Origin of the sequence: Hahella sp. NBU794 (assembly GCF_050749805.1) — a bacterium.
Lineage (GTDB): Bacteria > Pseudomonadota > Gammaproteobacteria > Pseudomonadales > Oleiphilaceae > Hahella.
This window is the reverse complement of the sequence record NZ_CP192738.1, coordinates 5,215,918-5,231,796: the sequence shown is the minus strand read 5'-3', so window position 1 is coordinate 5,231,796 and position 15,879 is coordinate 5,215,918. Positions and strand designations below refer to the sequence as shown.

Annotated in this window: 13 protein-coding genes; 8 read left to right on the top strand and 5 right to left on the bottom strand. The window is 55.8% G+C overall.

The features are described from left to right. The first annotated feature begins 47 nt into the window (after positions 1 to 47). Positions 48 to 1,793: a methyl-accepting chemotaxis protein gene (locus ACQYWX_RS22785; RefSeq protein ID WP_431686439.1), complete on the top strand. Its 1,746-nt coding sequence runs from the start codon at positions 48 to 50 to the stop codon at positions 1,791 to 1,793. A gap of 90 nt (positions 1,794 to 1,883) precedes the next feature. On the opposite strand, the gene ACQYWX_RS22780 is transcribed toward ACQYWX_RS22785, so the two are convergent. Continuing rightward, positions 1,884 to 2,717, bottom strand: a complete 834-nt coding sequence (locus ACQYWX_RS22780) for a hypothetical protein (RefSeq protein WP_431686438.1) — start codon at positions 2,715 to 2,717, stop codon at positions 1,884 to 1,886. A 288-nt stretch (positions 2,718 to 3,005) separates the two neighbouring features. After that, positions 3,006 to 3,899, bottom strand: a complete 894-nt coding sequence (locus ACQYWX_RS22775) for a LysR family transcriptional regulator (RefSeq protein WP_431686437.1) — start codon at positions 3,897 to 3,899, stop codon at positions 3,006 to 3,008. A gap of 143 nt (positions 3,900 to 4,042) precedes the next feature. Here ACQYWX_RS22775 and ACQYWX_RS22770 point away from each other — a divergent pair, with 143 nt between their 5' ends. Beyond that, positions 4,043 to 4,510, top strand: a complete 468-nt coding sequence (locus tag ACQYWX_RS22770; RefSeq protein ID WP_279505252.1) for a carboxymuconolactone decarboxylase family protein — start codon at positions 4,043 to 4,045, stop codon at positions 4,508 to 4,510. Positions 4,511 to 4,939: 429 nt separating this feature from the next. Next, complete coding sequence (locus ACQYWX_RS22765) at positions 4,940 to 7,114, top strand: malate synthase G (protein WP_431686436.1); 2,175 nt, start codon at positions 4,940 to 4,942, stop codon at positions 7,112 to 7,114. A 92-nt stretch (positions 7,115 to 7,206) separates the two neighbouring features. Here the strand turns inward: ACQYWX_RS22765 and ACQYWX_RS22760 are convergent, their stop codons facing one another. Further along, positions 7,207 to 7,674, bottom strand: coding sequence for a MarR family winged helix-turn-helix transcriptional regulator (locus tag ACQYWX_RS22760; RefSeq protein WP_127972851.1), 468 nt, complete (start codon positions 7,672 to 7,674; stop codon positions 7,207 to 7,209). A gap of 214 nt (positions 7,675 to 7,888) precedes the next feature. Between ACQYWX_RS22760 and ACQYWX_RS22755 the strand changes: the two genes are divergently transcribed. The 3 genes from ACQYWX_RS22755 (at position 7,889) to ACQYWX_RS22745 (ending at position 12,735) form a co-directional block, all read left to right on the top strand. After that, positions 7,889 to 9,661 (top strand): N-acetylglutaminylglutamine amidotransferase, encoded by a 1,773-nt coding sequence (locus ACQYWX_RS22755; protein WP_431686435.1) that lies wholly within the window; start codon positions 7,889 to 7,891, stop codon positions 9,659 to 9,661. 85 nt (positions 9,662 to 9,746) lie between these two features. Continuing rightward, positions 9,747 to 11,507 (top strand): N-acetylglutaminylglutamine synthetase, encoded by a 1,761-nt coding sequence (ngg, locus tag ACQYWX_RS22750; protein ID WP_431686434.1) that lies wholly within the window; start codon positions 9,747 to 9,749, stop codon positions 11,505 to 11,507. A gap of 10 nt (positions 11,508 to 11,517) precedes the next feature. After that, on the top strand, positions 11,518 to 12,735 hold the full coding sequence (locus ACQYWX_RS22745; protein WP_431686433.1) for an osmoprotectant NAGGN system M42 family peptidase: 1,218 nt from the start codon (positions 11,518 to 11,520) through the stop codon (positions 12,733 to 12,735). Positions 12,736 to 12,738: 3 nt separating this feature from the next. Here ACQYWX_RS22745 and ACQYWX_RS22740 read toward each other — a convergent pair whose 3' ends face one another. Further along, complete coding sequence (locus ACQYWX_RS22740; RefSeq protein ID WP_279505244.1) at positions 12,739 to 13,506, bottom strand: substrate-binding periplasmic protein; 768 nt, start codon at positions 13,504 to 13,506, stop codon at positions 12,739 to 12,741. Positions 13,507 to 13,693: 187 nt separating this feature from the next. Beyond that, entirely contained in the window at positions 13,694 to 14,485 is a 792-nt protein-coding gene (gene tcdA / locus ACQYWX_RS22735; protein WP_431686432.1) for a tRNA cyclic N6-threonylcarbamoyladenosine(37) synthase TcdA, read from the bottom strand. 27 nt (positions 14,486 to 14,512) lie between these two features. On the opposite strand from tcdA, the gene ACQYWX_RS22730 reads away from it, so the two are divergent. Both ACQYWX_RS22730 and ACQYWX_RS22725 read left to right on the top strand, forming a co-directional pair. Next, positions 14,513 to 14,701 carry a hypothetical protein gene (locus ACQYWX_RS22730; RefSeq protein WP_279505239.1) on the top strand — a complete coding sequence of 63 codons (189 nt, stop codon included), beginning with the start codon at positions 14,513 to 14,515 and terminating at the stop codon, positions 14,699 to 14,701. A gap of 135 nt (positions 14,702 to 14,836) precedes the next feature. Beyond that, positions 14,837 to 15,853, top strand: a complete 1,017-nt coding sequence (locus tag ACQYWX_RS22725; protein WP_431686431.1) for a response regulator — start codon at positions 14,837 to 14,839, stop codon at positions 15,851 to 15,853. Positions 15,854 to 15,879 lie beyond the last annotated feature (26 nt).

Genomic DNA, 15,879 nt, shown 5'->3' with positions numbered 1-15,879 from the left:
ACTTAGTTGGTTACGCACCAAAAAAAATAAATTTGTAGAGGTTGGTCATGAAGTTACCTACGTCATTGCGCTTGTTAATGACCATTAAGGCGCGCGTTATTCTGTTGTTCCTGGTCTTTATTCTTATCTCGGCGACGTCATCCTATTTTTTGAATCTCCGCATCAGCGAAATATCCGACACGGTCTCCGTGCAGTTGCAAAGTATTGACGCGCAGAACGAGTTGGTGCGTGAGCAGAACCAGTTGATGGGGGAGCAGCAGAAAATCTATGACAGGGTGGCGGCGATTACCCAGGCGCAGTTGTTGTTGAGCGAGTTGCAGTACTGGTTTTTCCACGCCTCTCTGGCTGCGGACCGCAATTCATTGAGCCTGGGTGAAACCACCTACGGTCGGGTTAAAAAAATGCTGGCGGATCTGGCGGCGAATGATCCCGAGCGAGAGGAGCGTTTCAAAAAGATTCAGGATGCGTTGGACCGGTATCAGGGCTTCGCAGTGAGAATGTTCGGGTTCTACGAGGAGCGCTCCATGAGCATGGGTAAGTCCATGAGCGAACGAGCGCGGGGCGAGGCCATTAAGTTCATCACTATGCTGAACCAGATTCGCGGCGAGTACGAGATGGCGCAGAAAACCTCGGCGGAAGGCGTGGCGGCGGCGGCCGATAAGGTCGCGCATCAGGGCAGCCTGGTGCAGGAGGGCGCTTTGTCGATTGGCGGCGCCGTAGACGATGCGCGCCGGGCGAGTCTGGTCGGGCTTGGTTTTATGGTGATCTCCTGTCTGTTATTGGGCGCTTTCTTCATTTGGTCGGTCGTGCGCCCGGTGCGCAAAGTGACTCGGGTGATTTCCGACATCGAAGCGCAAAATGATCTGACCCGCACCATCGATTACGACAACTCAGATGAATTGCAGGATATCACTGAGGCCCTGGACCGTATGCTGCTCAAATTCCGCAGCCTGATCAGCGATGTCGGCAAGGCGACCGAAGTGTTGCAGGGCGTGGCGGCGGAAGGGGCTGACGGCAGCTTGAAACTGGCGGATCAAGTTAACCAGCAACAGGCGGAAACCTCCATGGTGGCGGCGGCGACTAACGAGATGACCGCGACGGCAAAAGGCATTCAGGAGACGACGGACAGCGCCGCGCATATTGCGGAAGAGGTGACCGATCTCACTGAAGCCGGCCGCAGTGCGATGGCGGCGTCGGTGCGCTCAATCGATGATCTTTCCAATCGCATTCAGAGCGCCAGTGATGTCATTGGCAAACTGGCGCAGCGCACCGAGTCCATCGGCGGCGTGCTGGATGTGATTCGCGGCATTTCCGAGCAAACTAACTTGCTGGCGTTGAACGCGGCGATTGAAGCGGCCCGGGCGGGAGAGCTGGGGCGTGGTTTCGCGGTGGTGGCGGATGAGGTGCGGAGTCTGGCCAAGCGCACCAATGAATCGACCACGGAAATACAGGAAGTGGTGCAAAACCTTCAACGGGATGCGGAGAGCGCGGTAGGTGAGATCGGCGTCAGCCTGAACGAAAGCAAGCTCAGCGTGGCGAAGATCGACGACTGTCGCAAAGCCCTGGAGGCTATCTCCGGCGCGGTGGCGCGTATGCATGAACTGAATCATCAAGTCGCCCAGGCGACGGCGGAGCAGTGCGAAGCGGTGCAGAGCATTGACCGCAGCATTGATAACCTGAGCGGTCAAACCAATGAGATCAACGGATTGGCGGAAGCCACCACGGATATGTCATCAAGGTTAAACGAGGTCAGTAGCGATATCCGCACGGCGGTTGGACTCTTCAAGTTTTAAATCTTCGGCTCGACAACTCGACAGAAAAAAGCGCAGGCGGGTAATCTCCCGCCTGCGCTTTTTTGTTTTCTGATCTTGTTCAGCGTTGGCTTAGAAGATCGTTTTGCTCATCAGATCAGAGAAGTCGCTTTCCGTACCGCTGGTGTCGATGGCGGTAATGGTGAAGTAGTGCGTGCCGGTTTCCAGGTTGTCGAAGTAGTGATAGTACTGGCCAGCGGGCACGTCATAAGTCGCTTCCAGGGAACCTGCGTCGTTAGTGACGTAGATGCGGTAGCCTGAGATGTCTTCCAGAGCCAGCGCGCTGCCGTCTTCGCGAGTAGTGGGCGGCTGCCAGAACATGTTGGCGGTTCTGTCTACGAACACAGTGACTTGCGCGCTGTTGCTGACCACGGAGCCAGTGCTGTTGGAGACGATGACGTCATAGGTCCCCTCGTCGTCCATGGCGGCGGCGCTGATGTCGTAGTAAGACTTAACCGCGTCCGGGATAGCCACGCCGTCCTTACGCCATTGGTAAGCCAGGGTTCCACTGCCAGTGGCGGAGACGTTCAATGTGGTCAGGTTGTTGACTGACACGTACTGAGACACCGGCTGGAAAGTAATTTTGATGTCTACCGCTACAGTTTGCTCTTCCGTGGCGGTCGCGCTGCTGGTGGAGGTATCCGCAACAGTGGTGGTTGTGGAGGTGTCCGTAGCAGTAGAGCTGTCAGTGCTGGAAGTGCTAGTCGTAGACGTGTCAATAGTAGAGCTAGAGGTATCAGTAGTAGTGATGTCTGTGGTCTTTTTCCAGGAACCCTTAGTGCTGACTTGTGTGTCGTTAGAGCGCTTCCAGGAAGCGGCTTCCGCCATGGGAGCCAGTTGAGCCAACAGGCCGCTAGCCAGAATGACGCTGAAAACTTTTGCTGTAAATTTGGTAGTAGTAGTCATGTTGTTATTCCCCAGATGAATGGTGATTCGTAACTGATGGGGCCATTCTACGGATTAATTTTTAGTCAAAAGTTGTAAAACGCACATAAAATGTACAAAAATGCGTCAAAAAATTGGCTATTTTTTGAACTGAGAAATAGTCCATTTGGGATATGTGAACTAATTGGGACAAAGGCGCCGATTAGTTCACGGGGACAAAGAACGCGAAGAGGAAGGAACGGAAAAAATTGAGGGTATTATTCGATGAAAGTCGCTTGCCGGCGGTTTTTTATCTTTCGGTGAAGGGTTCTATTGAGGGATTTGAGCGCCAAGAAAGTCCAAAAAAGCCCGAATAGCCGGCCGCATGTAGTGGTTATCAATGTAGACCGCATAAATCTCGGCGCTTTTTTCCGCATAGAGCGAGGCGTCCCATTGCGGCAGCAACTGCAGTAAACGTCCTTCATCTATATAGGGCTGCATCGACCATTGTGTGAGCAGCGTGACCCCCGCGCCTTGTAGCGCGCATTCCAGTAGCGGCGTGCCGCCGGCGGAGCGGATGGAGCCTTGCACCTGCACGCGACGATACTCCTGGCCCTTGCGAAAGTGCCACCAGGCCTGACGGCGTCCGCGACTGATCAGTAGACAGTTATGTTGCGCCAGTTCGTCGGGTGTTTGTGGTGAGCCAAACCTTTGCACGTAGTCCGGGCTGGCGCATAACAGTGTGCGGCCGTCAGTCAATTTCTTGGCTTTAAGCCGTGAGTCTTCCGGCGGGCCGATGCGTATGGCGATGTCCACGGCGTCCCGATACAGATCCACAATCTGATTCTCCAGCTCAATGTCGATGCTGACTTTGGGATAAAGCGCGAGGAATTGCGGCAGCAGGGGGGCGATGCGTAATCTGCCGTAGCTATCGAACACTGAAATGCGCAAGCGGCCCTCTGGTTCGCTGTGCTGTTGGCGTAAGGATGCAATGGCGTCGTCGACCAGAGCGAGAATGTCTTCCGCACGCTTGAGGAGAAAGTGGCCTTCATCACTGAGAATAAGCTGTCTCGTTGTGCGCCGGAAAAGCTTGGTCTGCAGCTTGGCCTCCAGATTGTCGATTTGCCGGGAGACGGATGAGGGAGATAACACCAGCGCCTTGCCGGCGGCGGAGAAGTTGCCGCATTCACAGCATTTGATGAAGGTTTTGAGTTCGTCGAGCATAGGTGTATTTTACCGTTGACGGAAAATGATCGGCTTTGCAATTTATGCAAAACAGATTTGATTATAGGCCTTATTCCTAAGTTTTTTGCATAGATTGATAATGCCCATGGCTATAGCCGATATCGTTAACTAATAGAAGGAACATGATGATGAGCACTCGTATCGCCCTGGCTGAAATCCCCAAACCCTTGTACGCCGCGATGATGGCGGTGGAAAGCTACGTACGCGGAACCGGTCTCGCAGAAGAGTTGCTGGAACTGGTGCGCCTGCGGGCGTCGCAGATTAACGGCTGCGCTTACTGTGTCGACATGCACTATAAGGATGCGGTGGCGGCTGGCGTCGACCCGTTGAAGTTGAACGCTGTCGCAGTGTGGCGGGAAATGGCTTGCTTTGATGACAAGGAGCGGGCGGCGCTGGCGCTGACAGAGACACTGACTCTGGTGGCGGAGCAGAAAGTGGAGGACGCCTTGATGGAAAAAGTGATCGGCCTGTTTGGGCATGCGCAGGCGGCGAACCTTGCTCTGGCTATCGCGCAGATCAACAGTTGGAACCGCCTGGCGAAGACTTTTGCGTATACTCCCGGTGATTATCAGGTAGGTCAGTACTCTTAAGCGTCCTGCGACACTGGCCTTATCCAGGCCTGCGCGGCGGGGGCGTTGGCTCCTTCCGCGGCTTTCTCCTCCAGCTCTCTATCTCGATTCACTGCCAGCGCTCCTTCTATCTATATATGTATCTATATAGGTTTCTATATAGGTTTCTATATAGGTATTGCATCGGTGATACGCAGACTTGCACCTGACCTCTCTGTGGTGGCAGTTTAATCCTTACGCCCGATTACCTGGGCCGTAATTTTGCTAGTAATCTTTTGCACATGATTATCTACGTATTTTCACGTAAAATGACGCGCTCTTCGCCTGCTTCGGAACGGATGGGGACCCGTAATGAAGCGTCTGCGGCGGCTTTTGCGGCATCATGTCGCACAGGTCTGTCGATGCGCGAAGGGATTCAGGAAACCACAAGAGAGTGTGTTGAGGCTTACTATGACAGATAGAGTACAAGTAGGCGGCTTACAGGTCGCTAAGGTTCTGTACGACTTCGTGAATGAAAAAGCGATCCCCGGAACTGGCGTTTCTGCGGATAAGTTCTGGTCCGAGCTGGAAGCCGTCATCAATGAAATGGCTCCCAGAAACAAGGCGTTATTGAAAAAACGCGATGAGCTGCAGGCGCAGATCGACGCCTGGCACCGCGAGAACCCAGGTAAGGTCGATCTGTCGGCCTATAAAACATTTCTACAAGACATCGGTTATCTGGCGCCGGAAGCGGAAGACTTCCAGATCGCCACCGCCAATGTGGACCCGGAAATCGCCACCATGGCCGGTCCGCAGTTGGTTGTGCCGGTGATGAACGCCCGCTTCGCTCTGAATGCCGCCAATGCGCGCTGGGGCAGCCTGTACGACGCGTTGTACGGCACCGATGTCATCTCTGAAGAAAACGGCGCGGAAAAGGGCAAAGGCTATAATCCGGTGCGTGGCGCCATGGTCATCGAGTTCGCCCGTAAGTTTCTGGACGAGGCTGCTCCCTTGGCTTCAGGCAGTCACAAAGACGCCATCGGCTACAGCGTGGAGAACGGACGTCTGGCGGTGAAACTGCAGTCCGGCTCCAGCGTTGGTCTACTGGACGAAAGCAAACTGGCCGGCTACGTCGGCGAACCCTCCGCGCCTAAAGGCCTTCTGCTGCAAAACAATGGATTGCGCTTCGAGATTCAGATTGATGCAAGCAGCCCTATCGGCAAAACCGATCCCGCTGGCGTCAAAGATGTTCTGATGGAAGCTGCGTTAACCACTATTCAGGACTGTGAAGATTCTGTGGCCGCGGTGGACGCGGAAGACAAAGTAGTGGCGTACGGCAACTGGCTGGGCCTGATGAAAGGCGACCTGGCGGAAACCTTCGACAAGGGCGGCAAACCCGTTACTCGTACGTTGCACGTTGACCGCGAATACATCGCCCCGAATGGCGAGCGTTTCAGCCTGCCCGGGCGCAGCCTGTTGTTCGTGCGCAACGTCGGTCATTTGATGACGATCGACGCCGTGCTCGACAGTAATGGCGAAGAAATTCCGGAAGGCATTCTCGACGGCATGATGACGTCGCTGATCGCCATTCACGATCTAAAAGGCGAAGGTCCTTTGCGCAACAGCAAGACCGGTAGCGTCTATATCGTAAAACCGAAGATGCATGGCCCGGAAGAAGTGACGTTCACCAACGACCTGTTCGCTCGCATCGAAGATGCGCTGGGGCTGCCGCGCTTCACTCTGAAAGTCGGCATCATGGACGAAGAGCGTCGCACTACTATCAATCTGAAGGCGTGCATCAAAGCGGCGGCGAATCGCGTGGTGTTCATCAATACCGGATTCCTGGATCGCACGGGCGATGAAATTCACACCAGTATGGAAGCCGGTCCAGTCGTGCGTAAGGCGGCGATGAAACAGCAGCCCTGGATCAACGCCTATGAAGACTGGAACGTGGATACTGGCCTGGCGGTAGGTCTGAAAGGTAAGGCGCAGATCGGCAAAGGCATGTGGCCGATTCCCGATGAAATGGCGCAAATGCTTCAAGCCAAGATCGGTCATCCACAGGCGGGCGCCAATTGCGCCTGGGTGCCGTCACCCACGGCGGCGACCTTGCATGCGCTGCATTACCATAAGGTGAACGTGGCGGCGCGTCAGGAAGAGCTTGCTTCCCGTACGCGTGCGTCATTGGACGATATTCTAACCATTCCATTGCTTGGCGATCAGGCTCTGTCAGCGCAGGATATTCAGCAGGAGCTGGATAACAATGCGCAGGGTATTTTGGGTTATGTGGTGCGCTGGGTCGATCAGGGCGTGGGATGTTCGAAGGTGCCTGACATCAATGATGTGGGCCTGATGGAAGACCGCGCCACGTTGAGGATTTCCAGTCAGCATATCGCCAACTGGCTGCGTCATGGCGTTTGCTCAAAAGAGCAGGTGCTGGAAACCATGCAGCGCATGGCGGCGATTGTAGACCGTCAGAACGCTGGCGACCCAAGTTATCGCAATATGGCTCCGAACTTTGACGACAGTGTGGCGTTTCAAGCCGCTTGCGATCTGGTGCTGAAAGGGTGCGAGCAGCCCAACGGTTACACCGAGCCGTTGCTGCATGCTTATCGTCGCAAGGCGAAAGCCAAGTTCGGCGGTTGATCCCGCAACGCTGAATGCAAAACGCCCGGCCTGAAGCCGGGCGTTTTCGTTTTCAGGCCAAAAGGCCGGTTAAACGTCTCTTGCGACCAGCCTTAGGTGACGGAGCCCACCGCCAGTAAAGGCGATGCATCGATATCGGTGGCGTCCATCATGTCCGCGACTTTGGCGAGGCTGGCCAGGATCAGATATTGCTCCCACTCCGGTAGGTTGTCGAAGCGGGAGGTGAACAGCTCCTGCAGCGGCCGAGGCGCGCCCGCCAGTACTTCTTTGCCTTCATCCGTCAGCACCAGATAGATGCGACGCTTGTCTACCGAGTCGCGAATACGCGCCACCAGATTTTTCTTTTCCAGGCGGTCAACGATACTGGTGACCGTCGCCTGGCTCAGACTGATGTTCTGCGCGACCTGGCTCATCGTTGTGTTTCGTGAGTCGCCGATAGAGCGAAGAATTAGTAACTGCGGCGCGGTGAGTCCGGTTTCTTTGCCCAATTGCTTGGAGCGGAGGTCCGCTGCACGAATAATCCTTCGTATCAGGACCAATACTTCATCGTGTCGAGTCATGGGTAAATTACATCAATGGAAAAACTCATATTATCCTTCATACTTGTTGGGCTATCCACCTTTTAATTTGTGACATAAATATTACATGACAAAATTTTAAAATAGCCTAAAAACAGATGTATAGGAGGTTTCGTGCCATGTGTTTACTTTGTTGTCAAAGTAAATGTGTGCTAATATTGATCAGCTATATGTATGAACAAACCAAGGAGTTCTTATGTGTGGCATATGCGGAGAGATCCGCTTCGACAACCACTCGCCCGATTTAAATTTCATCCGTCACGCCAACGACATTCAAACCCCCCGCGGCCCGGACGCCGAAGGCGTCTTCGTGCAGAACAATATCGCATTCGGCCACCGGCGCCTGAAAATCATGGACCTTTCCGACGCATCCCAGCAGCCGTTGTACGACCCTGCGTTAGGGTTGGCGCTGGTGTTCAATGGCGCTATCTACAATCACCGGGAATTACGCGCTGAATTGGAAGGTCGGGGTTATACATTTTATTCTGACGGCGATACGGAAGTGGTGTTGAAGGCCTATCATGCATGGGGCAAGGATTGCCTGACCCGGTTCAACGGCATGTTTGCGCTGGCTGTCTGGGAGCGCGACAGTGGTAAAACGGTGCTGGCCCGCGACCGTCTCGGCATCAAGCCGCTGTATTTTCAACATGACGCCAAAGCGCTGCGTTTCTCCTCATTTATGCCGGCGCTGGCGAAAGCGTCGGACTTCAACGCGCGGATCAACCCCAAAGCGTTGAATATGTATCTCAACTTCCACTCCGTCACACCGGCGCCTGATACGATTTTTGAGGGCATCTACAAAGTGCAGCCGGGAACCTGGATGGAGCTGGATAAAACCGGAAACATCAACACGGGCAGCTACTGGAGTCTTGCTTTCGGCATGCAGCCCGGCGACGAGACGCTGACCGCGGATGATTGGCGTGATCGTCTGCTGGAGGCTTTGTTCGCGTCCGTGCGCCGTCGCAATAACGCGGCGGTTGAGGTCGGCGTACTGCTCTCCGGCGGCGTCGACAGCAGTCTGCTGGTCGGATTGCTGGCGGAAGTGGTTCCGGACGGATTTCAGACTTTTTCCATCGGCTTTGAAGCGGTTGGCGGGGAAGAGGGGGACGAGTTCCACTATTCCGATATCATCGCCAATCATTTCGGCACTCGTCATCACAAAATTCAGATCGCCTCGGACCGCATGTTTTCTGCCTTGCCGAAAGCGATCGACGCGATGTCGGAACCGATGGTCAGCCACGACTGCGTGGCGTTTTATCTGTTGTCCCAGGAAGTCAGCAAGTACTGTCGCGTGGTGCAGAGCGGGCAGGGCGCCGATGAAGTGTTCGGCGGCTATCACTGGTATCCGCCGCTGGTGGGCGCGCAAGATCCCTACGCCTGTTATCGCGAAGCGTTTTTTGACCGCAGTTACGAGGAATACAAGCAGACAGTGCAGCCTCGCTGGATAGCGCCGGATTACGCTGGCGAGTTCGTCAAGCAGCACTTCCTGCGTCCCGGCGCCAATGACCCGGTGGACAAGGCGTTGCGTCTGGATATGAGCGTCATGTTGGTGGACGACCCGGTGAAGCGGGTGGATAACATGACAATGTCCGCCGGCTTGGAGGCGCGGGTGCCGTTCCTTGATCACGAGCTGGTGGAGCTGGCCGCGCGTATTCCATCGCCATTGAAGGTGAGAGATGAAGGCAAATGGATTTTGAAGGAAGCCGCGCGCCGCGTTATTCCTTCTCAAGTGATCGACCGCCCCAAAGGCTATTTTCCGGTGCCTGCGCTGAAGTATCTGCGCGGTACTATTCTGGAATGGGTGAAGGAAGCCCTGTCCACGCAAAGCGCACGGGAGCGCGGCCTGTTTGATCAGGCGTATGTGGACAACCTGTTGTTGTCGCCCGATATGCACATTACGCCGTTGCGCGGCTCCAAACTCTGGCAGCTTGGCCTGCTGGAGCTTTGGCTGCAGCGCCACAATTTATAACGGTAAGCATTATTCAGCCGTGAAGCCCGCAGCGTCTCACCGGCGCTGCGCTAAGCAACCTCAGGCACGAAAAGGTTACATCAATATGGCTATTACACCCCGCCATCATCATGAAAGGATGTTGCGCAAACAAATGCCGTCATACGAATCCATGCAGGCGGAACATATACGCGCCGACGCGGACGTGGACGCTCCCAGGAATGTGAGCGTTCACTGCGGCTGGGGGCGACTGCTGCTGGCGAATACATTCGAAAGCCCGAAAGAACTGGCGAAGAGTCTGGCGGAAGAGTCCTCCGGCGATCGCGATATCGCGCTCTACGTCGCGGACCCGCATGTGGTGCTGAGTCATGCGCCGCAGTCGCTGTTTCTGGACCCCTCCGACACCATGCGCTTGTGGATGAGTCAGTATCGTCCACGCACGCGCGCTCTGCCGGGCGTCACGGTCAGACGAGCCAGCAGCACGGCGGACGTGGAAGCGCTGAATGCGATTTTCACCCAGAGAAAAATGGTCTGCGCACCTGTGGATCATGTGCTCGCGCATCGTCATTCCAAAGATGTCGTCTATCTGGTGGCGGAGGCGTTGGGCAGCGGCAAGATCATCGGCACCGTAATGGGCGTGAACCACATCAAGGCCTTTGGCGACCCCAGCAAGGGCTCCAGTCTGTGGTGTCTGGCGGTGTCCCCGGACAGTAAGACGCCGGGCGTCGGCGAAGCGCTGGTGCGCTATCTGGCGGAATACTTTCAGACGCGGGAATGCCAGTACATGGACCTTAGCGTGCTGCATGACAATTATGAAGCCAAGGCGCTATACGAAAAGCTCGGGTTTCAGGCGATACGCACCTTTGCGCTGAAAAAGAAAAACGCCATCAACGAGAAGTTGTTCGTGGGACCGGAGCCGTCCGCGAAGCTGAACCCTTACGCGAAAATCATCGTTAATGAGGCCATGCGCAGAGGCATCGAGGTGGTGATCGACGATGAAGCCAACAACCTGTTTACCTTGAGCTTTGGCGGTCGTCGCATACGTTGCCATGAGTCTCTCACCGACATGACGACGGCGCTGACCATGTCCCTGTGCCAGAACAAGATGCTGACGCATCGCACCTGCGCCCGCGCTGGTTTGCGCACGCCAATTTATCAACTGTATCACTCGCGGGAGCAGGCGGAAGAGTTTCTCGCCGATCACGGAGCGGTGGTGGTGAAGCCACTGGATAGTGAGCAGGGTAAAGGTATTTCCGTGGATATCCGCAATGTGGATGACCTGCACGCCGCGATCAGCAAAGCGGAAAGCGTTTCCTCATCGGTGTTGCTGGAGACTTATCATCCTGGATTCGACCTGCGGGTGGTGGTGATCGACTTCGACACAGTGGCGGCGGCGATTCGTCGCCCGGCGGAGATCTACGGCAACGGACGCGATTCCATTCGCACGCTGGTGGAAAAACAAAGCCGTCGTCGCGCCGCGGCGACGGGGGGAGAGAGCCAGATCCCCATGGATGCGGAAACCGAACGCTGTATTCGCGAGGCGGGCTATGACTGGGACAGCGTGTTGCCCGTGGAAGCGCACCTGTTTGTGCGGCGCACCGCCAACCTGCATACCGGCGGTACGTTGATCGACGTTACTGACGATCTGCATCCCGAACTGCGCACGGCGGCGGAAGAGGCCGCCAGAGCGCTGCAAATTCCGGTGGTGGGCATGGACTTCATCGTCAAGGACCACACCTCGCCGGATTACGTCATTATTGAAGCTAATGAACGCCCAGGGCTGGAGAATCACGCGCCCCAGCCGACGGCGCAACGTTTTATCGATTTGCTGTTCCCGCTGACGCGGAGCGTACGACATGCATCTTAGAGGCGAAGTTATGATAGAAGAGAAAGGCTATACCCTGGACTCTGAGTACCTCACCAAAGTATTGCTCGAATTGCTGGCCATTCCTTGTCCCACCGGCTTCACGGATGGGGCGGTTGTATACGTGTGCGAGCGTTTGAGCGAGCTGGGCATTGATTATGAGCTGACCCGGCGCGGCACCATCAAAGGGCGATTGCGGGGCAAACTGAATGCGCCGCAGCGGGCGGTGGTGACGCACCTGGACACCATCGGCGCCATGGTGCGTGAAATCAAGCCCAACGGCCGTTTGTGTCTGACTCCGGTGGGGCATTGGTCGAGCCGCTTCGCGGAAGGCTCGCGTGTGACTATCTTCAGCGACAGCGGCTGTTTCAGAGGATCGGTATTGCCTTTATATGCGGCGGGACACCGTTACAACGAGGAGGTGGATCGCCTTCCGGTGACCTGGGATCACGTGGAAATCCGGGTGGATGAATGTATTTACACCAAAGAAGACGCCCTCAGAATTGGTATCTGCGTGGGCGACTTTGTGGCTTTTGATCCCAATCCGGAATTTCTGCCCAATGGCTTCGTGGTCTCACGCCATCTGGACAACAAAGCGGGAACCGCCGCATTGTTGACGGGACTGAAAGCCATTGTGGAGAACGATCTGCCGCTGGCCATGGATTGTCTGCCAATCTTTACCCTGACGGAAGAAATCGGCTCCGGCGTCGGGCACGCGATTGAAGCGGATGTCACCGAATTTGTCGGCATTGATATCGGTCCGGTAGCGGAAGGCCAGAACGCGAAAGAGCATGGCGTCACCATCGCCATGAAAGACTCCTCGGGGCCATTCGACTGGCATTTGACCCGGCACCTGATTCATCTGTGTCAGGATCATCATATTCCCCATCAGCGCGATGTGTTCCGCTACTACTACAGCGACGCGGTGTCGGCGGTGCAGGCGGGCCATGATATCCGCCATGCGCTGGTGACCTTCGGCACTGACGCCACCCATGGCTACGAGCGCACCCATATTGATGCATTGACTGCGATTTCCGATCTGGTTGTGCGCTATGCGCAAAGCGAGCCGGTGCGTCCTCATGACGCCCAGGCGAATATTCCCAAGGAGGATTTCCAGGATCAGATCACCTGGGACGAAATGCAGTTTGGCGGCACTGCCGTGCCGACGGTGAACGAAGTACTGGGCGAGCGTGAGAAAGGCGGTCGCAGTAAAAAGCAGATCGTGAAATAGGCGCTAAAAATTGCCTTTGAGCATATCGTCCATGTAGCTGTCGAAGAGGCCGTTTTTATCCATTTCCTCCAGGCTGGTTGTCAGCAGGGAGGAAAGGCGCTCGCTGTCCGGGTGGGCGCGGGAAAATAGAATGAAGCCCTGCGTGGTGGTCAGCGGCTTGGCCAGGGTGGTCAGCAGGTCCGCCATGCCAGAGTCGAACTGCTCCCGCACAATGCGCCAGCCGGTCATTTCGTCAATGGGGAAGAGGTCAATGCGACGGCGCAGCAGCTTGCGGAAGTTAATGTCGTCGCGGGCGGTCTCCTCCAGCCCGAACACATTACTGCGCGCGGCGTTCCAGAACTCGTCGGAGTAGGTGTAGCCGATGGTGGCGCCAACGCGATAGGGCTTCAGGTCGGAGAGCTTGTTCCAATTGGGGATCGGATTGGACTTGAGGTGAAAGAACACCTCGTTATGCCAGGACACGGGCCCCACCTGATAAAACTCCGCGTTACGCTCCTCATTGAAAAACCAGAATGAGCTGGCGTGGACGCGCAAGTTGCGCACTTCCTCGTAAGCTCGTTTCCAGGGCAGATAAACAAACTCCACTTGAATGTTTTTGCGCTTGAAGGCTTCTCGCACCAGACGGTTGACGTAGCCGCCATAGGTGGACTTTTCGACGGTCCAGGGGGAGTAGTCGCCGGTGCTGATAGTGATGGTTTCCGCCGCGCTGCAGAAAGTCGCGGCGAGCGTCATGATGATGCAGCCCAGAAAAGTCGTTACACGTCTGTTCATAACATTCAACCCAGTACGCCGAGGTTATGGCGCGACTCGGAAGACTGCGCCCGGCCGCTGCGGGAAGTCGAAGGGTCGCTATAGTCTAAGCATAGGCCATCGTCGGGAAACCGCTAGGGACTGTCGACGTTTCGGCGTCGCTGCGGACTGGGGCTGTTCGTTGGGCAAAAACAGGGCGTGAGCGGGATTATTTGGCTGCGCTTTCCTGCAGTTTTTTCAGCACTCGCGACACCGCGATAAATCCAAAAGTGGCGGTGACCGCTGTAGCGGCGCCAAAGCCGGAAGCGCAGTCCAGACGCGTACTCTCCATATTGCCCGGTTTGCTCTGGCAGACTTCACCCCCGGCATCGGGATAGACCTGCTGCTCAGTGGAGAATACCGCTTCAATGCCGAAACGGCGTTGCGGATTGTCTGGGAAGTTGTATTCCTGACGCAGGCGTTTGCGGGTTTTCGCCAGCAGCGGGTCGTGATAGGTGCGGCTCAGATCGCAGGCTTCGATGCGGGTGGGGTCGATCTGGCCGCCCGCGCCGCCAACGGTGACGATCTTGATCTTGTTGCGTCGGCAGTAGGCGATGATGGCGCATTTATGGCGTACGCTGTCGATAGCGTCGATGATGAAGTCGTAGCCGCGATCCAATAACTCCGCCACATTTTTCTCGGTGACGAATTTGAACTCGGTGCGCACGTCGCATTCCGGGTTGATCGACTTGATGCGTTCCGCCATCACTTCAATTTTATTGCGTCCAACCGTGTTTTGCAGAGCGTGAATCTGCCGGTTGGTGTTGGACACGCAGATGTCGTCCATATCGATCAGGGTGATGGTCCCCACTCCTGAGCGGGCCAGGGCTTCCGCCGCCCAGGAGCCGACGCCGCCAATGCCGATCACGCAGACGTGGGCGTTGCGAAAGCGCTCCAGCGCGCGTTGGCCGTACAGGCGGGCGATGCCCCCGAAGCGAAAACTGTAATCTGAATCTGTCATGGCGGTCTGATCCGGGACTAATGCTGAATGAATCCGGCTGAGCGCGCGGGAACCTTGGCGCGGCGCAAGCAACGCGCGGATTATAAGCGCCATCGGGCAATTTTTCTAAATTTTCCAAGCAGTCATGGACGGCTCTTTTTTGCCAATAAGGGCAAGATGATCTTTACTTATCTACAGGATATCGGCAAGAGCGCGCCTAAAATTTCGACTTCATAAGCCAACCAGAGGGAGATTTTGACCGCCTGCAAATTGGCTACTGGCGAAACTCAGGTGGAGACCGTTCGCTTGATTCAGTAGTCATATTCAAACAACCGCTATCGTACATGCAGACAACTATAACTGGACTTATACATGACCATTCCCATTCTTATTTGCGATGACTCAGGCGTGGCGCGCAAGCAGATGGCCAAGTCGCTGCCTGCGGGCTGGGATGTTGAGGTCAGTTTCGCCGCCAACGGCCAGGAAGCGATTGACCTGATTCATCAGGGGCTGGGGGATGTGTTATTTCTCGACCTCAATATGCCGGTTATGGACGGCTATCAGACGCTAGAGGTGATCAGCAAGGAAGAGTTGCCGACGATCGTCATTGTCGTATCCGGCGATATTCAACCCGACGCCAGAAAACGCGTAATTGGGCTGGGCGCTTTCGATTTCATTAAAAAGCCGATCAACGGCGACGAGTTGACGGCGATTCTGCAGAAGACCGGTCTTTACACAGAGTCCGATGCGCCGGCCAAGAAGTCCGCCCCGGCGGTGGACCGCACCGCCAGCCATCAGGGCGCTATTTCCATGTTCGACGCCTTCCAGGAGGTGGCCAACGTCGCCATGGGGCAGGCGGCCGACCTGCTGGCGCGTTTACTGGACGTGTTTGTGTTGCTGCCGATACCGCGGGTGAATCTGCTGGAAATATCCGAACTGCAAATGGCGCTGCAGGCGACAGAGGACAACGATACTTATTCTGGCGTGTGTCAGGGGTTTATCGGCTCCGGCATCGCCGGCGAAGCCTTCCTGCTGTTCCATGACTCCAGCTTCAAGGACATGGCGAAGCTGATGCGTTATGACGGCAAACTGAATGAGCTGGTTGAACTGGAGCTGCTGATGGATGTGTCCTCAGTGCTGATCGGCGCCTGCATCAAGGGCATCGCCGAACAGCTGGACATCGCTTTCAGCCAGGGGCATCCGGTGGTGCTGGGGCAGCATGTGAACGTCGGCGACCTGTTGAGCAACAACAACTGGCGCTGGACCAAAACCCTGGCCATCGAGATTTGCTACAGCATTGAGAACTACAACATCAATTGCGATCTGCTGCTGCTTTTTACGGAAGACTCGCTGCCGGTATTTCGCGATAAAGTGGCGTATCTAATATAGGGCGTACGTAATGTCAGGCGTATGTA